22 protein-coding genes and 1 other annotated feature are annotated in these 24011 nt (G+C 41.3%); of the genes, 3 read left to right on the top strand and 19 right to left on the bottom strand.

Features of this window, described 5'->3' with window-relative positions:
* Positions 1-113: 113 nt before the first annotated feature.
* The gene (locus tag MHB38_RS05625) at positions 114-1751 is read right to left on the bottom strand and encodes a peptide ABC transporter substrate-binding protein (protein WP_007499024.1); all 1638 of its coding nucleotides are present in this window, start codon (positions 1749-1751) and stop codon (positions 114-116) included.
* A 482-nt stretch (positions 1752-2233) separates the two neighbouring features.
* Positions 2234-2452, top strand: a binding site (T-box leader).
* A 53-nt stretch (positions 2453-2505) separates the two neighbouring features.
* Here MHB38_RS05625 and trpS point away from each other — a divergent pair.
* Positions 2506-3501: a tryptophan--tRNA ligase gene (trpS, locus tag MHB38_RS05620; protein WP_017367013.1), complete on the top strand. Its 996-nt coding sequence runs from the start codon at positions 2506-2508 to the stop codon at positions 3499-3501.
* A 35-nt stretch (positions 3502-3536) separates the two neighbouring features.
* Here the strand turns inward: trpS and MHB38_RS05615 are convergent, their stop codons facing one another.
* The 9 genes from MHB38_RS05615 to MHB38_RS05575 form a co-directional block, all read right to left on the bottom strand.
* Positions 3537-4289 (bottom strand): YjbA family protein, encoded by a 753-nt coding sequence (locus tag MHB38_RS05615; protein WP_017367012.1) that lies wholly within the window; start codon positions 4287-4289, stop codon positions 3537-3539.
* 165 nt (positions 4290-4454) lie between these two features.
* Positions 4455-5354 (bottom strand): oligopeptide ABC transporter permease, encoded by a 900-nt coding sequence (opp4C, locus tag MHB38_RS05610; RefSeq protein WP_008348491.1) that lies wholly within the window; start codon positions 5352-5354, stop codon positions 4455-4457.
* A gap of 33 nt (positions 5355-5387) precedes the next feature.
* Positions 5388-6338: an ABC transporter permease gene (locus MHB38_RS05605; RefSeq protein ID WP_007499031.1), complete on the bottom strand. Its 951-nt coding sequence runs from the start codon at positions 6336-6338 to the stop codon at positions 5388-5390.
* 77 nt (positions 6339-6415) lie between these two features.
* Positions 6416-8050, bottom strand: a complete 1635-nt coding sequence (locus tag MHB38_RS05600) for a peptide-binding protein (RefSeq protein WP_025207149.1) — start codon at positions 8048-8050, stop codon at positions 6416-6418.
* 85 nt (positions 8051-8135) lie between these two features.
* On the bottom strand, positions 8136-9131 hold the full coding sequence (locus MHB38_RS05595; protein ID WP_025207148.1) for an ABC transporter ATP-binding protein: 996 nt from the start codon (positions 9129-9131) through the stop codon (positions 8136-8138).
* A gap of 23 nt (positions 9132-9154) precedes the next feature.
* On the bottom strand, positions 9155-10135 hold the full coding sequence (locus tag MHB38_RS05590) for an ABC transporter ATP-binding protein (RefSeq protein ID WP_182489085.1): 981 nt from the start codon (positions 10133-10135) through the stop codon (positions 9155-9157).
* A gap of 170 nt (positions 10136-10305) precedes the next feature.
* Positions 10306-11100 carry a DUF2268 domain-containing protein gene (locus MHB38_RS05585; protein ID WP_017360172.1) on the bottom strand — a complete coding sequence of 265 codons (795 nt, stop codon included), beginning with the start codon at positions 11098-11100 and terminating at the stop codon, positions 10306-10308.
* Positions 11101-11177: 77 nt separating this feature from the next.
* On the bottom strand, positions 11178-12419 hold the full coding sequence (gene fabF / locus MHB38_RS05580; RefSeq protein ID WP_007499040.1) for a beta-ketoacyl-ACP synthase II: 1242 nt from the start codon (positions 12417-12419) through the stop codon (positions 11178-11180).
* Between the two features lie 21 nt (positions 12420-12440).
* On the bottom strand, positions 12441-13379 hold the full coding sequence (locus tag MHB38_RS05575) for a beta-ketoacyl-ACP synthase III (protein ID WP_008348504.1): 939 nt from the start codon (positions 13377-13379) through the stop codon (positions 12441-12443).
* A 169-nt stretch (positions 13380-13548) separates the two neighbouring features.
* On the opposite strand from MHB38_RS05575, the gene MHB38_RS05570 reads away from it, so the two are divergent.
* Entirely contained in the window at positions 13549-13782 is a 234-nt protein-coding gene (locus MHB38_RS05570; protein WP_060832239.1) for a hypothetical protein, read from the top strand.
* A gap of 202 nt (positions 13783-13984) precedes the next feature.
* Here the strand turns inward: MHB38_RS05570 and MHB38_RS05565 are convergent, their stop codons facing one another.
* The 4 genes from MHB38_RS05565 to MHB38_RS05550 all read right to left on the bottom strand — a co-directional run bounded on the left by MHB38_RS05565 (position 13985) and on the right by MHB38_RS05550 (position 16641).
* Entirely contained in the window at positions 13985-14182 is a 198-nt protein-coding gene (locus MHB38_RS05565; protein WP_008348507.1) for a ComZ family protein, read from the bottom strand.
* Positions 14183-14193: 11 nt separating this feature from the next.
* Positions 14194-15159: a BMP family ABC transporter substrate-binding protein gene (locus MHB38_RS05560; RefSeq protein ID WP_017360174.1), complete on the bottom strand. Its 966-nt coding sequence runs from the start codon at positions 15157-15159 to the stop codon at positions 14194-14196.
* Positions 15160-15249: 90 nt separating this feature from the next.
* The gene (locus MHB38_RS05555; RefSeq protein ID WP_202734565.1) at positions 15250-15825 is read right to left on the bottom strand and encodes a nad binding enzyme; all 576 of its coding nucleotides are present in this window, start codon (positions 15823-15825) and stop codon (positions 15250-15252) included.
* 75 nt (positions 15826-15900) lie between these two features.
* Positions 15901-16641, bottom strand: coding sequence for a hypothetical protein (locus MHB38_RS05550; protein WP_007499048.1), 741 nt, complete (start codon positions 16639-16641; stop codon positions 15901-15903).
* 212 nt (positions 16642-16853) lie between these two features.
* Here MHB38_RS05550 and MHB38_RS05545 point away from each other — a divergent pair, with 212 nt between their 5' ends.
* Positions 16854-17048, top strand: coding sequence for a YjzD family protein (locus MHB38_RS05545; protein WP_008348514.1), 195 nt, complete (start codon positions 16854-16856; stop codon positions 17046-17048).
* Between the two features lie 119 nt (positions 17049-17167).
* On the opposite strand, the gene MHB38_RS05540 is transcribed toward MHB38_RS05545, so the two are convergent.
* The 5 genes from MHB38_RS05540 to MHB38_RS05520 all read right to left on the bottom strand — a co-directional run bounded on the left by MHB38_RS05540 (position 17168) and on the right by MHB38_RS05520 (position 23967).
* Entirely contained in the window at positions 17168-18433 is a 1266-nt protein-coding gene (locus MHB38_RS05540; RefSeq protein ID WP_007499050.1) for an MFS transporter, read from the bottom strand.
* A 169-nt stretch (positions 18434-18602) separates the two neighbouring features.
* Positions 18603-18782 carry a YjzC family protein gene (locus MHB38_RS05535; protein WP_008348517.1) on the bottom strand — a complete coding sequence of 60 codons (180 nt, stop codon included), beginning with the start codon at positions 18780-18782 and terminating at the stop codon, positions 18603-18605.
* Between the two features lie 103 nt (positions 18783-18885).
* A complete protein-coding gene (gene argF, locus MHB38_RS05530; protein WP_008348520.1) occupies positions 18886-19836 on the bottom strand; it encodes an ornithine carbamoyltransferase in 951 nt (316 codons plus the stop codon).
* On the bottom strand, positions 19833-22913 hold the full coding sequence (locus MHB38_RS05525) for a carbamoyl phosphate synthase large subunit (protein WP_254505833.1): 3081 nt from the start codon (positions 22911-22913) through the stop codon (positions 19833-19835). Before MHB38_RS05525 ends, argF begins: the two co-directional genes overlap by 4 nt.
* A complete protein-coding gene (locus tag MHB38_RS05520) occupies positions 22906-23967 on the bottom strand; it encodes a carbamoyl phosphate synthase small subunit (RefSeq protein WP_202734567.1) in 1062 nt (353 codons plus the stop codon). The genes MHB38_RS05525 and MHB38_RS05520 overlap by 8 nt, the downstream gene beginning before the upstream one ends.
* Positions 23968-24011: the final 44 nt, after the last annotated feature.

The following is a 24011-nucleotide window of genomic DNA, read 5'->3' as shown; positions in this document are numbered from 1 at the left end:
AATTGCACCTCCATGATTTTACAACAATTTCTCTAATCAGCAAGAAAGGTATATGGAGAGACATCCTCCATATACCTTAAGATCCTTGCCGTAGATCTCTTACACTATAACTCTTACTTTTCGAAATGTGCCCATTTGTATTGAACATCACCAAGTCCAGATACAACCACACCTTTAAGTTTTGGATCTTGTACCCAAAGTTGAGTGTAGAAGTAAATAGGCGCTACAGGCATATCGTCGATGATGATTTTTTCTGCTTTTTTCAGCATTTCTTCACGCTTTGTTTTGTCTGTTTCTTTTGCAGAATCATTCAATAATTGTTTGTATTCTTTGCTTTCCCATCCAGTGTCATTGTTTCCACCGTCTTTATCTTTGTAAAGCTCAAGGAAGTTCACTGGATCGTTGAAGTCACCTAACCAGCCCATACGTCCGATTTGGTAGTCTCCACTGTGGATTTTATCGATGTATACGTTCCACTCAGAGTTATCAAGTTCAACGTTAACACCTAAATCTTTTTTCCACATTTCTTGAATTGCTTGTGCAATCTTTTGGTGGCCTTCATCTGTGTTGTAAGACAATTTCAATGTTGGAAGATCAGAAACTGACTTATAACCTAATTCTTTCGCACCTTTTTCAAGAAGTTCTTTAGCAGTCGCTACATCATGATCTTTGAAGTAACCAGTTTTGTTATCCGTGAATCCTTCCATTGTTGGAGGAACGATTGCCATCGCTGGAACTTGTTCACCTTGCGTAATTTTGTCAACGATCGCTTGACGGTTGATTGAGTATGCAAGGGCTTTACGGATGTTCGCATTGTTTAAAGGTTTTACTTTTGTATTGAATTTGTAGTTATAGATACCAGCGATCGTTTGAATTTCAAGACCGCCTTCTTTTTTCAACGTTTTTAAAGACTCAGTTGGAAGGCTTCCAGTTGGAGAACCAGCCCAGTCAAGTTCGCCTTTTTTGAACATGCTAAGTTCAGTGTTTGTATCTTTGATCATAGACATGTTAATCTTTTTCAATTTCACAGTGTCTTTATCCCAGTATTCATTGTTCTTTTCAAGTGTGATAGAACCGCCATGCTTCCATTTAGAAAGAACAAATGGTCCGTTAGATACGTAGTTTTCACCAGCATTTGTGTACCAGTTTTTATTCTTTTCAGCCACTTTTTTGTTGACTGGCATATACGTATAGAATGCAGTTAGTTCAGTAAAGAACGGTGTTGGGTTCTCTAGCTCAACTACAAGCGTTTTGTCGTCTTTTGCTTTAATGCCAACATCAGAAACTTTTGCTTCCCCTTTGTTAGCAGCTTCAGCACCTTTAATATAATAAAGCTGGTAAGCATATTGAGATTCATTTTTAGGATCTAATGCCCATTTCCAAGCATATTCGAAGTCTTGTGCTGTGACAGGGTCACCATTAGACCATTTTGCATCACGAAGTGTGAATGTGTAAGTTTTACCATCATCACTTGTTTTGATATCAGAAGCCATTGCGTTTTCTGGCTTACCTTCAGCGTTAATTCTTGTTAATCCCTCAAAAGTCTGACGGATGACACTTCCTGAAGTTGAATCATTTGCCAATCCCGGATGTAGAGAAAAAGGCTCAGTGGAGATATTCACATTTAATGTTGTTTTAGCCTCTCCAGAACTGCTCGTGCTGTCGCCTGATTTGTTTCCGCTGAAACCACAAGCGCTTAATACAAGTGTGAAAATAAGCATTAAAGTAACAACAGACCAACGCTTTTTCAACTGTATTCCCCCTTATAATATGTTTTTAGTTCAAAGGTCTCGATAGAAGATGAGATTCAGATTTAAGAAATAGCGTAAAAAAGTCCCTGAATAGCTTACTTTCTATTTCTTTTGTTTTTTCTGAATTTTCACTATGTAAAGAGCCTAGCACAAACGTGTGAACAAATTCATTATAATGAATAGAATAATTTATTGCAATATCAATTTCACATATTTTTAAAAAACGTAAATGGGGATAAAGATTGATTTTTATAAACTAAAGTCTCAATCACTTCAACAAATTAAAGCGTAAATTGATTAAAATAATTTAACAAATTCAGCAGGAATAATGTTTTATACATATAATTAATCATCCTTTTTTAAAAAATTCTGACAGATAGTTACTATTTTATCTAAAATTTTAAGTGTCAAACGACATGATGAGAAGGTCACAAATAGGCTTCGTGACTTTTTCATGGTCATCCTTTATAATAGATAGACATACTGTTGCGATGAAAAAGAAGAGTACATATATTCACCATTTACAGAGAGTCTGCGGTCGGTGCAAGCAGATAATGGTATGTATGGAATGGGCTTTGGAGCAGCTAACCGAACACTTGACAGAGTCAGTAGGCTTAGACGGAGCAGTCTCCGATATCAACGTCTTGAGTGATTTCGTATTGAAATAACAAGGGTGGTACCACGGTTCATTCGTCCCTTTTCTGTTGAAAAGTGATGGGTGGGCCTTTTTATATTGAAGAAAAGAGGTTTTAGTATGACAAAAAAGACGATTTTCTCAGGCATTCAGCCTAGCGGTTCTGTGACATTGGGGAACTACATTGGAGCGATGAAGCAATTTGTCGATCTTCAGCATGATTACAACGGCTACTTTTGTGTGGTCGATCAGCATGCCATTACGGTGAGTCAGGACCGTTTAGCCCTTCGACAAAATATTAGAAGCTTAGCCGCTCTTTATTTGGCAGTGGGACTTGATCCAGAGAAGGCAACATTGTTTATCCAATCAGAGGTACCTGCCCACGCCCAGGCAGGATGGATGCTACAATGTGTCGCTTATATTGGGGAATTAGAAAGAATGACTCAATTTAAGGACAAATCTGCTGGTAAGGAAGCGGTCGTTTCAGGACTATTAACGTATCCGCCATTAATGGCTGGCGATATTTTGTTATACGGTACGGACTTAGTTCCTGTAGGAGAAGATCAAAAGCAGCATCTTGAATTAACGAGAACGCTTGCTGAACGCTTTAACCGAAAGTACAATGACATCTTCACTGTACCTGAAGTCAAAATTCCAAAAGAAGGCGCTCGGATTATGTCTTTAGCAGATCCAACGAAAAAGATGAGCAAATCTGATCCGAACCAAAAATCTTTCATTACCTTATTAGATGAGCCAAAACAGCTTGAAAAGAAAATCAAAAGTGCTGTGACTGATTCAGAAGGCATCGTCAAATATGACAAAGAAAACAAACCTGGAATTGCCAACTTACTGACGATTTATTCTGTATTAGGGAACGTATCGATTGCAGAGCTTGAACAAAAATACGAAGGCAAAGGTTATGGTGAATTTAAGGGAGATCTTGCGAACGTTGTTGTGGATGCATTAAAACCGATTCAAGATCGCTATTATGAACTCATTGAATCAGAAGAGCTTGACCGCATTTTAGATGAAGGTGCTGAAAAAGCGAACCGTACGGCAAACAAAATGCTGAAAAAAATGGAGAATGCGATGGGTCTTGGCCGGAAACGCAAATAAAACAAGCTTGCAGCATATTCAGCTGCAAGCTTTTTCTAATTCACTTTTGATTCATTTTCCATTTCCCAAAGTTTTTCAAAAAATGGCTGTCCTTTAATCATTTTTTCACAAAAAGCTAAATGGTTTTCTGACCATCCATCAATGGTTTCGTTATAAAGCATGTTCCAAATTTCCTCGAAAGACATTCGTTTGATCTGGTTGTACATACGCGGATTCCATTCTGTATACCAATAGGCAATTTCTGCTCGATTTTGAAGCCCCTTTAGTTGATCTAGCGCCATAAACATCAGCTGCTTCAGCTGTCTTTCTTTTCTCGTTAATCCGCTGATATGCTGCGGTGGTAATGATAGGATGTGATATTCTTTCGTCGATTCAAGGCTGTCTGTCGTAAATTCATACTCCTCTGCCTTCACATCTTTCACCATTTCATACACCAATTGCTCCTGTCTTGGAATCAATCGGCTCTTTCTCACAGGGATGGAATAACCAATCGTATCTACAGCGATGATTCTAATCCCGTCCGTGACCACAAAGCAATACTCTAATTTACGGCGTTCATGATTTTTTCGAATATATGATTTCTCAAATACAGTCTCTAGCAGCGTCTTTGGCAGCTCTGATAGATCATTCTCTATGTAATCAAACAAAGGACTCTGCACCTTGAGTAAAGGTACTTGATCTAACAGCTCCACGCTGTCCTCCTTGCGCCACTCATGAAAATGGCACACATTATAGCCATTCTCTTCCCCTTCAAACCAATTCACCCATACGTCATGAAGAAATAACATAACCAATCCCTCACTTTTTAAAAACTGTTGTCCACAGTATGGGCAAGGGATAGATAAATTATTCCAACTTTATTAAAACTTCGCCCTGACGGAAGGACGGCTTTATTTCCTGGGAAAAGGAGAACGTCTCGCAGAGTCCTTTCACGATCTTCTATAAGCAGAACCTTATTTTAGCTTTTTAGGATCAAGGGCATCTCTCAGTCCATCACCTAAGAAGTTAAAGCATAAAACGGTAAGTAGAATCAGTAAACCTGGGAACAGTGGATACCACCATGCTTGCACCATGATGGAGAAATTTTGTGCATCTTGAAGCATGTTTCCCCAGCTCGCCGTTGGAGGCTGGATGCCAAACCCTAGATAGCTAAGTGTCGACTCAGCTAAAATCACAGAACCGACTTTCAATGTAGCAGACACAATGATAGGGCCGATACAGTTCGGTAAAATATGCGAAAAGATGATGACATGGTTTTTCGTTCCGATCGTTCTTGCTGCGAGTACGAATTCTCTTGTGCGAAGTGACAAGAATTCACTGCGGATCAGCCTGGCGGTTGTTGTCCATCCAGTCAGCGCAAAGATTAAAATCAATTTATCAATACCCGGTTTAAAAATTGTCACTAGCGTGATCAAGAGAAAAATATCTGGAATAGACAATACCACATCCACCATTCTCATGAGCACAGAATCGACAAAGCCTTTAAAGTATCCCGCTACCGCCCCAATGACGGTTCCAATGGTGATGGCTCCGACTACTGAGACAAAGCCAACTAATAGAGACACCCTCGCTCCGTATAGCACCCTTGAAAAAATATCTCGACCAAACTTGTCGGTTCCCATAAAATGCTCTGCACTTGGAGGCTGTAGCCGTTTCAACAAGTCTTGCTGTTCCGGTGCGTAAGGTGCGATCACCGGGGCGAAAATAGCCGAAAAGATAATGACCAATAAAATAGCGGAGCCGGCAACCGCCAATTTATTTTTGAAAAATTTCTCACAAAATAAACGAAGCATCGTCTCTGGTTTTGGCGGAAGGCCTTCTTTTAATTTGAGATCAACAGGAGGTGTTCCCATATTAGGTTGTGCCAATTGTGCCTCAGCTCCCTTCTAATATTCAATACGCGGATCAACGATCGCATAGAGAATATCCGCTATTAAGTTTCCAACGACCACGAGCACAGCAGAGATAACAGTCATCGCCATAATGACGGGATAATCTCTTGAAAAAGCAGAATCGATAAACAGTTTCCCAAGCCCTGGCCATGTGAAGATTTGTTCCACCACGACTGCGCCGCCAATAAAGGATGGAATCATGAGTCCAAAGATCGTAATAACAGGCATCAGACCGTTTCTCAATCCATGTTTGAAGATGACTTTGTTCTCTCTAAAACCTTTCGCTCGCGCCGTGCGAATGTAATCCTGCCGCATCACATCGAGCATACTTGACCTTGTATAACGTGTAAGGCCGGCCATATCAGCCGTTGCTAAAACAAAGGCCGGTAAAATAATATGATGAAGCCGGTCAAATAGATTAAAGTCTGCATTTAAGGTAGAGACACCCCCGGTCGGAAACCATCCTAAATTCACAGATAACACCATAATAAGGATCAAACCAAACCAGAAATTCGGAATAGCCAGTCCGATAAATGATGTAACCGTAATACCATAGTCAAGTTTTGTATACGGACGTTTTGCTGAAAGAACACCAAATGGGATGGCAATGATCAGGGCAACTAATGTAGAAAAGATCATGAGGATGAGGGTATTTGGCAACCGAGCAAAAATCAAATCAGCCACGGGCGTTCCTTTTTTTACAATGGATGTGCCAAAGTCACCTTGAAGCATATTACCGAGCCATTTCATATATTGCACATATTCAGGATCGTTCAAGCCGTACTTATCAATAAAGGCTTCCCGGTCTGCGGCACTAATGGTCGGGTCCATCATGAGTGACATCGGATCGCCTGGTGCTGCTTTCATAATCGCAAAGGACAAAATCGTAATACCAAACAAAATTGGGATGGAAAGAAGTGTCCTTCTAATGATATATGTAACCATATGCACAACTCCTTTTTCATCGGATGGCCATACTATGATGAAAAAAGGGGAGACCCCTCCCCTTCTTCACTAGCAGACTACTGTTCAATCCACCATTTTTCGATTTTATAATATTCATCTTTCGGGTGGTAAGAGTAGCCTTGTAGATTAGATGGCATCGCGCGATGTGAGTTGGCATAATAAAGGAACGTATACGGCTGGTCTTCTGCAATCAGCTCATAAATTTTTTCATACGCCTTTGAATACTCTTTACGATCACTCAAGTTTTTGGCATCAACTAGCAGCTTATCGACTTCTTCATTTTTATACCAAATGTTATTTAAGCCTTTTTCAGACTGACTTGAATGGAAAATGCTGTATTGGTCAGGGAATGTCGCTAAGCTCCAGCCGAGTAATAACGCATCATAATCCCATTTTGGCGGAGTTGTTTGTTCGATTAATGCACTGAACTCCACAATTTGCGGTTTTGCTTCAATACCAATTTCTTTGAGTTGCTGCTGGACAACGACAGCAATATCTTCACGGACTTTGTTTCCTTGGTTCGTCTTCAAGACGAAGGAGAACTTCTTACCGTCCTTATCAAGATAACCATCTCCATCTGTATCCTCCCAGCCCTCTTCTTTCAACATCTTTTTCGCTTTTTCTTGATCAAATTCAAATACTGGGACATTTTCATTTTTAGGGTAGTTCCATGACAGCGGGCTTTCTGGGATGTTGGCTACTTTCCCGTCTCCATTTAACACTTGATCGACAATTGTTTGACGGTCAATGGCATGGGTAAGCGCTTGGCGGACTTTTTTGCTTTTGAACAGTTCGTTTTTCTGATTCCAGCCAATATATGAATAATTTAGCCCTAGATCAGATTCGATTTTGATGTTACTAACTTTTTCAGCTGTTTGCAGTTCTGCTCCAGGCACTGCAAAGAAATCAATATCACCTGCGGATAGCTGAGCCATGGCTGCATTTTGATCAGGAATCGTTTTAATGGTGACTGTATCAAGGTATGGCCGTCCATCCCAATAGTCATCAAATGCTTCAAGTTTGACATAGTCTCCTTCTTTCCACTCGGCAAATTTAAATGGGCCAGAGCCGATTGGATTTTTTCGGTTAAATTCATTTTCCCCAAGATCCTTTATAGGGACATCACCTAAAATATGCTTTGGTAAAATGCCATAGCTTCCTAGCGTGACATTATAAAAATATGGATCTTTTTTATTCAGCTTAAATTCGACCGAATAGTCCCCTGTTTTTTTGACAGACTCTAATACTTCAAAGCCTGATCCACGCTCACCATTGTAATCCTTATTGATCGGAATGCTGTATGTAAACACAACATCATCAGCAGTCAGTTCTTCTCCATCATGAAACTTCACGCCTTTTCTAATGGTCACATCAAACTGTTTGCCGTCATCGGATTCTTTAATATCTTCTGCCAACGCCAGCTGTGGGTTAAGCTTCCCATCTGTTTGCAGTAAAAAGCTATAGATTCTCTCTTCAATATCAGAACTTGCCACGTCTGTTGAGTAAAGTGAGTTAAATAATGTAGGCTCTGCAATCGAACCAATGACAAGATCGCCACCTTGTACAGGTTTACCTGTGGATTTCTTTTCACTGTCTCCAGACGTTTTATTTCCACCAGAACAAGCAGCAAGGATCAATGTAAAGATCAGCAGCAAACTGACCAAAATGGACTTTCTCTTTCTATCTTTCATAGACAATTCCCCCTATCTTTTTTAAAAAATGATGACAGAAGCCCGTTTCATCCCCCCTCTCAAAGATGAGATCATACAAGCGTGATCAAGCGTCGTAGAGGTGGCAGGCCACAAAGTGGTTCGTTTTTAATTCTTGAAATTCTGGTACTTTTTCTTTACAGACTTCTTTCGCGTGTGGGCATCTTGTATGAAACACACAGCCTTTTGGCGGATTTGCAGGGCTTGGTAAATCCCCTTGCAGCATAATCCGTTCCCTTTTCACCTGACCTTTTTTACGGGTGACTGGAACGGAAGATAAAAGCGCCTGTGTATACGGATGAAGCGGATCATCGTACAGGCTATGCTTATCCGCAAGTTCCATCATTTTGCCAAGATACATGACGCCCACTCGATCACTAATGTGGCGGACCACACTGAGATCGTGAGAGATGAATAGATACGTGAGGTCAAACTCTTCTTGAAGCTCTTCCATCAAATTGATGACCTGCGCCTGAATGGAGACGTCAAGCGCTGAAACAGGCTCATCTGCTATGATCATTTCAGGATTCATGGCAAGTGCACGAGCGATACCGATCCGTTGCCTTTGTCCGCCGGAGAATTCGTGCGGGTATCGATTCGCAAAACTTGGGTGAAGGCCGACTTTGGATAAAAGCTGTTCTACTTTTTCATTTCTTTCTTTTAAGGAATATAAGTGATGTGTTTTGTAGGGTTCTTTGATGATACTTCGAAGTGTTTTTCTAGGGTTGAGTGATGCAAAGGGATCTTGAAAAACCATTTGGATATTTTTCCTTGTTGATTGTCTTAGTTTTGATTCAGATACATGAGAAATATCTTGCCCTTTAAATAGAATTTGTCCTTCTGTTGGTTCATATAAACGAATCATCGTCCGTCCTAATGTGGATTTACCGCATCCAGACTCTCCAACGATGCCTAACGTTTCGCCTTTATAAATGTTTAAGTCGATGCCGTCAACCGCTTTGACTGCTCCTACTTTCTTTTGCAGCACGCCAGCTTTAATCGGAAAGTGTTTTCGTATATTTTTTAATTCCAGGATGGTTTCTTTCTCAGATCGATCTGTCATGTATGGTTGATTTTCAGCAAGTGTCATGTTTGGCTTGCCTCCTCATATAAGAAACACCTGACGCTTCTACCATTTTCAAAGGTTGTCAGTTTGGGCAATTCACCTATGCATCGTTCCATGGCTTTCGGGCATCTAGGCGCAAAACGGCATCCTGCGGGAAGCTGATCTGGCGCAGGGACATTTCCTTTTATCGCCGTTAATGGCTGAATGTCTCCGTCAATGACCGGAATGGATTCAAGCAGTCCTTCTGTGTATGGGTGAAGCGGCTGATCAAACAACTCTTCAACGGTTCCATTTTCAACAACCTGTCCGCAGTACATGACAATGACGCGGTCTGCTACTTCCGACACAACACCTAAATCGTGCGTAATGAGAAGTATAGATGTACCAAAGGTCGAACATAAATCTTTCATTAAGGTCAGCACCTGGGCTTGTATGGTCACATCGAGAGCAGTAGTCGGCTCATCCGCAATGAGGAGCTTCGGATCACAGCTTAGCGCAATGGCGATCATGACTCGTTGACGCATACCGCCGGATAAACGGTGCGGGTAATCTTTGATGATTTGTTCTGGCCTGGAAAAGCCTACAAGCTTTAGCAAGTCAATCGCTTTTTTGGTCGCTTCTTTTTTTGAAAGTTTTTTGTGGTAAATGAGGATTTCTGTTATTTGTTCCCCGATGGTTAAGACGGGATTAAGTGAGGTCATGGGTTCCTGAAAGATCATGGATACATCATTACCGCGAATATTGCACAATTCCTTTTCACTATATGTAACAAGGTCTTTTCCATCAAGCATAATGGAACCATCCATAATCTTCCCACCAGTCCCATTAATCAGACCCATGATGGATAAAGACGTAATACTTTTACCAGACCCAGACTCACCGACTAATGCGACTGTTTCCCCTTTTTTGATACTAAAATCAACGCCATCAACAGCAGGTATTGGTTCCTTTTTTCGAAAAAAATAGGTTTTTAAGTTTTGCACTTCAAGCAGTGTGCTCATGCATTCGCCCCTTTCTCCATAGATCAAATGAACCAAATCAAAAAATTCCGTCTTTTTAGAATAAAAAGAATTATCAAAATTTATATTTGTATATTATTACATCAGCATGACGAAATCAAGAAGTATTTAGTAAAATTGTAATATGTCACTTTTTTTGTGAATGATTGTCTTTATGATTCTATCGCCTTTAAAAACGTTTCCGCTGGCTCCGCAATCATAGACTCCTCGCTGATTCGGTGCTCATCGAAATACTTTTTCACGATATAAAATCCAGTGGCATAGCCAAGCATTTTGGGGTAGTTCCCTTTTCCATAAAGGAGATTCTGTATCAGCCTTTCGTCGTCCTGCACTTTCTGATAAAGGTGACTGGATACCCATTTCTTGTACATGCGCTGCAGCTGCGATTCGTCATATAAAGTCGTCCACTTTGCTGTATAGCTTTCTCCATATCTATGATACACAGCATATTCAGCGAGCCCCTCCATCATGATTGTATCAAGGAATGTAAAATCTTTTTCTTCTTTCGTGAGAAAATGCAACCTGCATACATGGTGATATTCATGCGTCAGCAACGTACCTATTCGCTCCTTCGGTGTATGCGGGGATAAAAAAAGAAAGATTTTGTCATCAAATGCCATGCCGGATTGAAAGTAAAATTGTTCTCTGATCTCTTTGCTGCTCTCATTAACAGGCAAAATAAAGACAGGGACATCAGGACCTCCCCACTTTTTTTGCAGCGCTTTGTATTCTTTCATCACAAGCTTGAAATACCCTTTTTCTTTGAGCTTGTCGATCATTTCCTGGCAGGCGTTCCATGATCGAACCATTCCGTGATGTTGTAAATGGGCGAGAATAGATGATCCTTCTTTTTTCTCCGCTCCTTTAAAATAAGGGACAAAACGTGCCGCCAGCTCCTGAAATGATGATGATTGCTCAATGAGATATTGTGTATTGATCAGACCCATACCGCTGAACACCTCCATTTTCATCATATGCAAAAAGACGGCGATCTGTTTATAGATCGCCGCCTTCTTAAGACATATTACGCTTCGTATTTTTTGAAGATAATTGTCGCATTGTGCCCGCCAAAACCAAGTGAGTTGCTCAAAGCAACTTGTACTTCTTTTGAACGTGCTTCATTTGCTACATAATCAAGATCACATTCTTCATCTGGTGTTTCAAGGTTAATCGTTGGCGGAATGACACTGTCTTTAATCGCCAGAACAGAGAAAATCGCTTCTACTCCGCCTGCTGCGCCAAGTAAATGACCTGTCATCGATTTTGTCGAACTGATCGCAAGCTGATTCGCATGCTCTCCGAACACTTCTTTAATCGCCATTGTTTCAAACTTATCATTGTACGGTGTGCTTGTTCCGTGGGCATTGATATAATCAATTTCTTCCACTGTTAAACCTGCATCACGAATGGCTTCTTTCATTGCACGTACGCCGCCTTCTCCGTTTGGAGCAGGTGCTGTGATATGGTATGCATCTCCAGTTGAGCCGTAGCCAACGATTTCTGCATAAATGGTCGCACCACGTTTTAACGCATGCTCTAATTCTTCAAGTACAACAATTCCCGCTCCCTCACCCATCACAAATCCGTCACGGTTTTTATCAAATGGACGACTTGCTGTATCTGGATCAGGATTTGTCGAAAGGGCTTTGTTTGCACAGAAGCCAGCAAACGACATTTTCGTTAACGGTGCTTCTGTTCCACCTGTAATCATCGCATCTGCATCTCCACGCTGAATGACTTTAAAGGCATCACCAATGGAGTTTGTTCCTGTTGCACATGCTGTTACAGTACAAGAGTTAACCCCTTTTGCGCCAAGAGCAATTGAAATTTGGCCTGTTGCCATATCTGGAATCATCATTGGAACGAAGAACGGGCTTACGCGTCTTGCTCCTTTATTCGAATACACTTCGAATTGCTCTTCGAATGTTTCAAGTCCGCCAATACCAGATCCAACCCATACCCCAACACGAGGTGCGTTTTCATCTGTAATTTCAAGGCGTGAATCATCTAAAGCCTTTTGAGCAGCAACGACTGCATATTGTGTGAAGCGTGCCATCTTTCTCGCTTCTTTTTTCTCCATGTAATCTTCGATGTTAAAATCTTTTAGTTCTGCTGCTACTTTTGCTGTATATTCACTTGAATCAACACGTGTGATCGGGCCAACACCTGATACACCTGCTACAGCATTTTTCCATGTTGTCTCTACATCGTTGCCAAGAGGTGTCAAAGCACCTAATCCTGTAACAACTACTCGTTTCTTATCCATTAATTTGTGCACCCCACTCTTTTATCGGCCCCATCGCATAGCGATTGCGCCCCACGTTAATCCTCCACCAAAACCAACCATTACAATCACATCGCCGTCATGAATTTTTCCGGCTTCGATTTCTTCACATAGTGAAATTGGAATGGATGCTGCTGATGTGTTTCCATATTTATGGACTGTTTTCGACATTTTTTCAACTGGCAGCTCTAAGCGTTCGCGTGCTGCTTCCATAATGCGAATGTTTGCTTGATGCGGAATCAAGAAGTCTACGTCTTCTTTTGATAGTCCAGCTTTTTCAATCACGTTTACACTTGACTCGCCCATTTGTCTCACAGCAAATTTAAATACTTCTCTTCCATTCATGATTGTATGATCTTTTTCATCTAAGTACAAGTGCTTCCCGCCGCTTCCATCGGCTCCAAGCTCAAATGATAGAATTCCCTTGCCTTCGCTGACTGTTCCTAGTACAGCAGCACCTGCTCCATCTCCAAACAAAACAGCTGTGTTGCGGTCATCCCAGTCGGTAATGCGAGAAAGCTTTTCTACACCAACGACAAGCACATGTTTATAAGTGCCAGATTCGATAAATTGTTTTCCAGTAACAAGCCCATACATAAAGCCAGCGCATGCAGCGCTAATATCCATTGCACATGCTTTATGTGCACCGAGCTGCTCTTGAATCATACAAGCGACTGTCGGAAATGCTTGATCTGGCGTAACTGTCGCTACAAGAATCATATCAATATCTTCTGCAGCCACATCTGCGTCAGCTAAAGCTTTTTTTGCAGCAGCAAGCGCCATATGAGATGTATTGACATCATCAGATGCAATTCTTCTTTCTTCTATACCTGTTCTAGTACGAATCCACTCGTCAGAAGTTTCAACCATTTTTTCTAAATCACGATTTGTTAATACTTTTTCAGGTATATAGCGGCCAAGGCCAATAATTCCAGCATTCATTGAATAAGACTCCTTTTACTCATACGAGCATGTGATATTGTGATCTTATATTAGTATCTGGTACTAATTTTACCTTATTTTTTTCTCCTTGGCAATACAAACGTCTAACCTTTCCTCTCACTTTTTTCATAGATTAATGATATACCAATAGTAGAAAGGAACATGTGATATGGCGCAAAAGGATATTTTCTCAGCAATGATGTTTGGTCAGCCGCTTGAAAAGGAGAAAAGCAAGACAGAAAAAAAGGAGGAGCGTACAGAGACTTCTTCAAGTGATGACTCCATTGACTACATGCATGTCATGAATCAAATTGGAAACATTATGAACTCCATCGATGAGCTGAAGCCTGTGTTTAAAGATGTCGGCCCTATGATCAGTGCCTTTAAGAAAAAATTATCATAAAAAAAAGCCACTATTCTGTGGCTTTTTTTGATTGTTGACAAAGGGCTAAAATATTTTAGGCCTTTGTCTTCTTCTCAGCGTGATAGAAAACCTTTGCAGTCTAGGAAGGACAGCTACTTGCACGGAGCGAATTTGTCATTCGTGAGCACCAGCGCGCAGGACTGACAAAGAATGCGAGGGTTTGTCTACAGGCTGAAAGCCACTATTCTGTGGCTTTTTCTGATGCTGCATCTGCTTTTCCAAGCTCATATGCCTCTTGCATGACAGATGTAAACAAAGAGAGAAGCGGCTGAAGTGCTTGTGGATCAAGCTGAATCCCTGCTTTATCTAATTCTTCTTTTGCTTGTGGAAAATACTTCATCGCAATTTGTAAAAACTCCATCGATTTTTCGTGCTGCATGTTCAACGTCCTCACTTTTCATTTGGCAGTTTGCCTGTTTTTTTGTAATTCGCAATATCCTTCTCAATGTCTTTCACAAAAGCGCGGTCTATGGTTGAGCTAAATTTCCCCATTTCGATCACTCCTTCTTTAAAGTCAAAGGAGTACTCACCTTGTTCGTTTAGCTTGCCTTCATTAAACTTCTTCGCAATGATACTGTACGCTTTATCGACATGCTGGACTGTGCTAGTTAACACCGTATGGCTTCCAAGGTTGGATTGATCAGTGACATATCCGATCGCAGATAAATTGTCGGTTTTGATTTGTTCAATGACAGGGATATTATAACCATCACCTGCTGGATACACAACATCTACACCTTGTTTTTTCAATTTTTGATAGAGGTTCACCGCTTTGTCAGCATCATCCCAGTTTTCGACAAATTCCGCTAGGACTTGCACATGTTCGTCCTGATATTTTGCACCTTTGATAAAACCGTCTACTTCACTTTGCCAATCATATGTAGCCAGAATACCAATCTTTTTTGTTTTGGACATATGCGCTGCTGTCATGCCTCCGAAAAAGCCCATTGCTTCCCCTTTAAACGTGACGTTTGTGACATTATCAGCTTGAGGCTTGCCTCCATTGACCGTGATAAATTGTGTTTTCGGATAATCTTCACTGATCAAGTTGAAAATTTCGCTGTATTCATTGCCATGGCCAATAATCAAATTGACTCCTTTTTTATGAAATTCTTCAATGGCATCAACGATTTTCTCCTTGTCGACCATCCCTTCCTTATAATAAACATCTACACCAAATGTTGATTGGATATTTAATAAGCCTTTATAACCTTTCGTTCCCCAAACTTGATCATTAATCGTATCGGGGACGAGTAAACCCACCTTCTCAATATGTCCTTTTAACGGCGCCTGCGAGCAGGCAGATAGCATAAGAAGAAGGAACGAAAAGATCATGACAAGCCGCTGGTACTTCATGCCATGTTCAACTCCCTTTGCAACACGCAGGCATGAACCTGTATGTTAAATATAGGTTTATTTTATACTGAAAAAAGATAAGATGGAAGATCATTCTTGCTTTTTGTCGAAAAATGTTGAGTTTTGTCTTTTCCATTCTGCTATGATTTCTTCTGCTTGTTTGTCATCTGTTTGTCTTTCTACCTTTAATTGATGGATCATTTCCTGCCTTTGATCGGTGCGTGCCCACCTTAAAAGCTCCTTTGCGACATCTTCTACAAAAAATGTGTGATCATCCTTTATTCGTCTCTCTTCATGGAGTGTCCACGGACCAAACATGCGTGGAAGGATAACAGCCGAAACGCTTTGTTCATGCGAATGGCTTTCGGGTTCTTCGTAAAACAAGCGGTATTTGCCATGCTTCGCTTCGAGGTCTGTCTCTCTGTTCATTGAATCATCTGATTGAAAAAAGATCAGGTCATATGCCTCTTTCCTATCTTGACCATCAATAACGCGGACAAGATCATTGCGGCCGAGCCACATCATCCGCTCTTCTAATAACATTTTTTGCTCCTCTGACTGCTCCTTAGGATATGTGATATCCACTTGTATGCCCTCTTTCATCATATATTCACAAAGTGTCAGGCCAAAAAATTCATCTGCACCTATGATCAGTCCTGTTTCCATGTTCATGTCCCCTTTTTTAGCATATCGAATAAAAAGAAGAGCCCTTTCCATGAAGGGCTGTTATCATCCTATTCATTACAATTCTCTTTCATGCGATTTATAAAACTTGTGAATGGACTGAAAGATTCTTCTTGGATGATCAAACATATGCAAGGTAAGGTCCATCTGACAATGGTCTGGATTCATCATATGCTGATCAATAAAAGGCTTTGCGTGTAGTTCATAGGCATACGGTGCGCCGTTTAGTCTCTGCCATATATGAATCGGTACATGAGCTGAATGAACGGGGCAAGAAGGAAGTGGATACGTTTCAGCTTCCTTTGCAGAGCACCCATAGCTCTGTGCGAGTTCTTTCATGAACTGTTTGTAGAAGAATTTGTGTTCCTTTTCTCTTTCTCTTTGTGCTTGCAGGTGTAAACATGGATTCATCATGGCTATAGACCTTAGCACTTCTGGCATTTCTTCGGCAAGACTCATGGCGACAAGTGCTCCCATTCCCTCTGCAAGCACATGAATTTCCCGGTTTAATATTTCTTGTTTTAATGTGTGATGAACAAGCTGTTTCGCACTAAAAACAGCATCTTCACATCCCCAGTGATTCCCATGAAGATGACTATTAAACAATGTATATCCTTCATCCTTTAAAGCAGTTAAAAGCTGGTTTCTTCCGTAATGCTGAAGCCAGAATGATGTATTTTCCTGCACAAAGTGATTTCGGTCACCGAGGATTAGAATGCCAAAGCCATTTGGTTTTTGAGGAAGGTGAATGACGTTCCACTGGGAACCAAGCTGGAAAAAACGTTCGCTTACACCCATATGGCCAGCCTCCTTTCAGTGATTCTGCTTTCTATGATATGAACAACAACTCTTGTAGGAATAAGGAAATCCCCTAAAGACAGAAGAATTCTTTTTATTTTTATAGTAGAAGGTCTCAAAATGGTCACATAAAGGCGGAAAACAGTCTTTTCTCTGAACTCGTATCTATGGTATGATAGTCAATAGATTGTTACATAAAGGACGGTGGAATAATGCATTACATTATCACCCTCATTTGGACTTTTCTGCTGACACATATGGCTGGTTACATCGTTGCATCTATGAATGGAGCTGCTTATGATTTTACGTTAACTTCCATTCTTGCCATAGTGTTTACGGTTATTTTATTCATCTTTGCTGAAGTAAGTCCAATGAAAGAAACAGAAAGTTCAACAGAACATTCTTAATATTGGTGAAAAAGAGCTAATGATTTGAGGTTAGCTCTTTTTCTTTTTTTCAGAATGATGACCAGAAGTTGAGAGGGCACGCTAAAACCCCCTGCCGTCAATTACAGGGGGTTTTTGAGTTACACCTCAACCGTTTCGGACTTCTGTTTGTCTGCTGACAAATGGCTTTTCGCAAGCCCTGTGAACAGGAAGATCGCAATGCCCGATAAAATTTCAAGCACACCACCCCCCGCAATGACAGGTCCTGCTCCAAAGCGTTCTGCCAGGACGCCCGATATGACGGCTGCAAGCGGGAGAAAGACATTTGATGACGCATTGATCACGGCATATACTTGCGGCTGATCTTCTTGGTCAACAGACGTTTGAATAATGACCATCTCTGGGACATTGATTGCACTGACGGCTGCACCAAAAATAAAGGAAGCTAGAAGAACGACTGGAAGCCATGTACTCATTCCAGTGATAAAGAATGCAGCTCCTTCAATCATGCCTGCGACAATAAAGAACAAGCCGAATCTTTTGATTTTCACCTTCGCCAGTGCAAAGCCCATCATAAATGCACCGACTGCGGCGACACCTCTTAAAATGGAATACACCATTGAATCACTTTGCAGCGCTTCTGCTACATATACAGCGGATAATGCCTGCCACGGAGCTGCGGCGACATTCATTAAAATACAATAAAGGGTCAGTGCAAATAAAATATGATGATTTTTAACAACTAGAAAGCCTCTTTTTAAGTTATACAGATATGTATTCTTTGCTTGTTTAATGTCTGCTGCTTTTTCTGCATCTGACTTTTGGAGTTTAACGCCAATAATGAACAAGCCCGATATGATAAATAAAGCAGTGGTGATCAGGAGCGTATCTGCAGGTCCAATTAATTTGACCAAAAGACCAGCGACCATCACCGCAGCAAGTGCGACAATTTCAAAAGATGATTGCAGGATCGCATTTGCTTTTTGAATGAGATGCTTTGGAACAATCTGTGGCAGGATGGCCACAGAAGCCGGGTTATAGGCTGCACCTGTTGCCGATTGAATAACCATTAATGAGATCAATAACCATAGAGGCAATATGTGCGAAAAATGCAGTAGTGGAATAATGAGTACAATGGTTGCTCGAATGACATCTGAAGCAAACATCCATTTAGATAAATGATGTCTTTTCATAAGAGGTCCTAGTATTGGGGCCAACAATGATGAAGGAAGAACTGTCACTGCTAGAAGAAGTCCGGTACCGAGCGCTCCATCCCCTCTTAAAATTAATAACCAAAGAACGGATGTAAAAGCAAAACTTTCTCCTGTATTTTTTATGAGTCTTGATATGAACAATGAGGTGAAGCGTTTATTCCAAACACTTTCACTGAGATTCATCTTTTCCATCACACAAATCCTTTCAACCTTATACTATTCTTACATATTTTACCTTAATCTTTCTTTTTTTCATACTATTTATTTGAAAATTGGAACTTAATTGTTTTTTATTATAAAGAAAAAAGAGGCATGACACATGCCTCTAAAGACTTATTCATATCGACTCTTAGTCAATTGCTTACGGCTTTCTTTGGTAAGTCCAAACACGGTTATGGTTCGAGTTATCTGGAAAGACGTCTCCTGCTTTAAGCTTTATCTTTAAAGGATCTTTCACCATACTACCGGTCTCACCGATTTCGATATAAACACCATTATTAGGTGCCTTATTACCAGATTTAAACTGATGCTGTTGACCCATTTCCATCCTCCTTTCTCGATTGATGTTATTATGTCCCGTCCATTGCCTCTCCAATCCAATATGTAAAAAGTCCCTGCTCAGCCGAGACAGGGACACTTGTGATTTATTTAGGTTGTTGATACATGAGCTCTTTGATTAACGCTTTTTGCACATGCAGACGATTTTCTGCTTGCTGGAATACTTTAGAGTGTGGTCCATCAATGATATCAGCCGTCACTTCTTCTCCGCGGTGTGCCGGCAGACAATGAAGGAAGATATAATCTGCTGCTGCATGTTGCATGAGTTCCTCATTGACTTGATATTCTTTAAATTCAGCTAGACGTTTCTCTGTTTCAGCTTCCTGCCCCATGCTTGTAAATACGTCCGAATAAATGACATCTGCATCCTGAACAGCAGCTACTGCATCTGTTGTGACGATGACTTCTGCGCCTGATTGTTTTGCAAACTCCCGGGCAGTGTCTGTCACCTCTTGAAGAGGTTCATAGCCTTTTGGTGATGCAACGGCAATGTCACAGCCTAACTGCGCGCAGCCGACCATTAAGGAATGAGCCACATTATTCCCATCACCGATGTACGCCACTTTCACACCTTTTAGTGTGCCTTTCGCTTCTTTAATCGTCAGTAAATCAGCCAGTGCCTGACATGGATGAGAGTAGTCCGTTAGTCCGTTGATCACTGGAATAGAGGCGTATTTTGCAAGTTCTTCTACCTTCTCATGTTCAAAGGTTCGAATCATAATGCCATCTACATACCCAGACAGCACCTGCGCTGTATCACCAATCGTTTCTCCTCTGCCAATTTGCAGATCATTTGAGCTGAGGAAGAGCGCATGTCCGCCTAGCTGCGTCATGCCCGCTTCAAACGAGACACGGGTTCTAGTTGAAGATTTTTCAAAGATCATCGCTAATGTTTTTCCTTTGAATAAATCTTGATATGGATGTTGTTTCATTTCTTCTGCTTTTTCAATTAAGTACGCAATATCATTGATCGAAAAGTCTTTTAACGATAAAAAGTCTTTTCCGTATAATGCCGGTTGCACGTCGACTTGGCTCATGCCGTCACTTCCTTTTTATATAATTCGTGGAGAGATACTGGTGATACATCTCCATCTTTTCCTTGCAGGAACGCTTGCGCTGTTTCATATTCGGTTAGAACTTGAACACCATGTGTGAGTGCTTTTACACGCTGTTCTTTTGCCTCTTCATCATCACCTAAATGAATGTGAAGCGATTTATCGTCTTGTTGCAGCCACGATTCAAAGCTGCCAGTCCAGACGTTAAAGCCTGCTCGTGTAGCTTCATCTATGAGTAATTCACTGCCATGAATATAGAGGGTCCCTTTCTGTTGCCAGATCGGCGCAAACACTTTTTTCAAAGCGCTTTCGACGTTCTTTCCAACACACATTCCTTCACCCGTCGCTTTCATTTCAGGTGTCAGCTTTAAATCGATATCTTGAATGGCATGTGAGGAGAAGACTGGGAATTTAACAGCTGTGCCCCCCTTATTCTTCGTTACAGGATTCAATTCTTCAAGCGTTGCACCAGCTAACAGCTGTGTCGCCATTGGGATCATGTCAACACCCATGACTTTACTTACAACTGGAACAGTCCGGCTTGCCCGAGGATTCACCTCTAATACGAGCGCCTGGTTCCCTTTCATCACAAATTGAATATTCATGATGCCTTTAAAAGCTAATTTCTTTGCGATTTGTTCAGAAGCGTTATACACCTGCTCTTTGATGTCTTCACTAATAGAGACACTTGGCAAGATGGCAAAGCTGTCACCTGAGTGTACGCCCGCTTTTTCAATATGCTCAACGATTGTTGGAATGAATGTCGTCTTTCCGTCTGAAATGAGATCCACTTCCACTTCTTTTCCAGTGACGTACTCATCAATTAAGATCGGATAAGGTAAATGATCTGGCTGATCAAGTATTGCTGCCAATTGAGCTTCTGTATGGACAACGATCATGCCCATTCCCCCAATGACATATGATGGACGAATAAGAACAGGGTACCCGATGCTTGCAGCATGCCCCAGTGCTTCTTCTTTTGAATGAGCTGTATCTCCTTTTGCATGAGGAAGATTCAGTTCATCAAGAAGCTGATAGAATAAATCGCGATCTTCTAATGCATCTAGTGTGTCAAAGGACGTGCCTAACAAGGTAACGCCGGCTTTTTCTAAACCTTCCGCCACATTGATTGCTGTCTGCCCGCCAAATTGAACGATGACAAAATCAATTTGCTCCGCTTCAACTACGTTTAAAATATGTTCTAACGTGATCGGCTCAAAGTATAAACGATCTGCAATCTCATAATCGGTACTAACCGTTTCTGGATTATTGTTCATCATGATGGTTTCAAATCCAAGCTTTTGTAAAGTAAGAACGCCGTGAACGGCACTATAATCAAACTCGACCCCTTGCCCAATTCGAATCGGACCAGAGCCAATGATGAGTGCACGCTCCTTTGTTTTCTCTTGATGCTCTCCATCACTTTTGCCAAAGTACGTAGAATAGAAGTAATTCGTTTTTGCATCGAATTCAGCCGCACATGTATCGACAATTTTAAATGAAGCGGCAATGCCATACTCTTGGCGAAGCTGTCTGATATCTTGTTCACTGCGATCCGTCAGAGAAGCGATTGTTTCATCAAGGAAACCTTTTTCTTTCACCTTTTTTAAGGTGTCTTTGGATAGCGTCCCCTGATGATTCTTCAATTCTTGTTCGAGTGTGATCATATTCTTGAAGACATGTAAGAAAAACAGATCAATCTTCGTCGTTTCATGAATCGTTTCAACGGTTTCTTGTCTGGAAAGCAGCTCCATGACAGCGAAGAAACGGCGATCGTCCGGTGTTTTGATTAATTCAAATAACTGTTCAGTCGAATGTTCTTTCAGTTCAGGCAAGTGGAAGCCCTTTGTTTTGATTTCAAGTGATGCGACGGCTTTTTGAATGGCAGATTCTAAATTACGGTCAATCGCCATGACTTCACCAGTCGCCTTCATTTTTGTGCCTAATTTCCGGTCTGCCTGTTTAAATTTATCGAACGGCCAACGCGGGAATTTCACCACGACATAATCGAGTGCCGGCTCAAAGCTAGCATACGTTGTTCCTGTAAGCGGATTTTTCAATTCATCTAGTGTATAACCGACCGCAAGTTTTGCCGCCATTTTGGCAATCGGATAGCCTGTTGCTTTCGATGCAAGAGCAGAAGATCGGCTGACCCGAGGATTGACCTCAATGACAAAATATTCTTTGCTAAGTGGATCAAGAGCGAACTGGATATTACAGCCGCCAACGACATCAAGCGCTGAAATGATTTTTAAGCTCGCTGAACGGAGCATTTGATAATCCTGATCCGTTAATGTCTGTGACGGTGCAACGACAATCGAGTCGCCTGTATGCACACCAACTGGATCGATATTTTCCATGTTACATACAGTGATACACGTATTTTGACGATCTCTCATGACCTCATACTCGACTTCTTTAAAGCCAGCAATGCTTTTTTCAACTAAGCACTGATGAATCGGACTCGCTAGAAGAGCACCTTCAATCAGCGGTTTAAAAGCCTCTTCAGTTAAAGCGATGCCTCCCCCTTTACCACCAAGTGTGTAGGCTGGTCGAAGAATGACGGGAAAACCCACTTCTTTTGCAAATTGAAGGGCGTCTTTCGCATTATCCACAATTTCACTTTCTGGTACAGGTTCATTCAAATGCTTCATGAGAGCACGGAATTTCTCACGATCTTCACCGTTTTCAATTGTTTCAACTGACGTTCCGAGCAGTTTTACCCCATGCTTTTTCAGCACACCGGCTTTTTCCAGCTCGACAGCAAGGTTTAAAGCCGTCTGTCCGCCAAGATTGGCTAAAAGACCATCTGGTTTCTCTTTTTCAATGATTCTTGTCACTGAATCAACTGAAAGCGGTTCAAAATAAATTTCATCAGCAAACGACTCGTCTGTCATAATGGTTGCTGGGTTGTTATTTACTAAGATGACGTTGTAGCCTTCTTCTTTTAAGGCCATACAACCTTGTGTTCCTGAGTAATCAAATTCTGCTGCCTGACCAATGATGATTGGACCAGACCCGATGACTAGAATGGTTTGTATGCTTTGATCTTTAGGCATGTGCGACTTCTCTCCTTGCTTGTTTCACTTTCTCAATAAAATCATCGAATACCCATTCACTTTCTGCAGGGCCTGGGTGTGCTTCTGGATGAAATTGAACGGACATAATCAGCTTCTCTTTATGAATGAATCCTTCAACAGATCCGTCATTCACGTGGAGGAATTTGACGTCCACTTCTTTGTCATTCATGCTTTTTTCATTGACCACATAGCTATGATTTTGGCTTGTCATAAAGACACGTTTTGATTCTGTATCTTGTACAGGATGATTCGCCCCGCGGTGGCCAAAAGGAAGCTTATACGTATCCCCGCCAAGCGCAAGAGCAATTAATTGATGACCTAAGCAAATGCCTAGTGTCGGGAAGGTCATCATGATGTGATGAATGGTTTTTAAATATGGCTTCATTGTTTTTGGATCTCCAGGTCCATTTGACAAAAGGATCGCATCTGGCTTGATATCAAATACCATTTCCATTTGTTTGTACGGAATCACTGTGACTTTACAGCCGCGCGCTTCGAGTGAGTCTGCAATAGATTTTTTAAAGCCAAAATCAATGAGTGCTACATGTTCCTCGCCGCTGCCTTGTGTGTATACTTCATCTTCTGTGACCTGCTCAACCACATTGTCTTGCTTCATTGCAGGCGGCGTTTCATTTTCGTCTAAACTAAGCACTGCATTCATCGTTCCATTGGCTCGAATGTTCTGCACGACTGCGCGAGTATCTGTATGTGTAAGAAGCGGAATGTTCCACTTCTGTAAATAATCTTTTAAGCTTACGGCTGCAAGGTGATGAGAAAAATGCTCAGCTGCCTCATAGACAACGACCGCTTTTACTTGTGGTTTTTTGCTCTCAAAGTCTTCATGATTGATGCCGTAATTTCCGATGAGCGGATATGTGAAGACAATGATTTGTCCTTTATAAGAAGGATCTGTGAGCACCTCTTGATAACCTGTCATACCTGTAAAAAAGACCACTTCACCTGTCATGCCAGCTTCTCCTGTCAGATCTCCTTCAAAAGAGGCTCCATCTTCTAAATTTAAATAACCTTTCATGCTTGTGTCACCCCATATTGAATAATTAATAATATAAATGCATG

Source organism: Bacillus sp. FSL K6-3176, from assembly GCF_038003325.1.
GTDB classification, from domain to species: domain Bacteria; phylum Bacillota; class Bacilli; order Bacillales; family Bacillaceae; genus Bacillus; species Bacillus altitudinis.
Note: the sequence above shows the minus strand (reverse complement) of the source record. Positions and strands in the feature narration are given on the sequence as shown.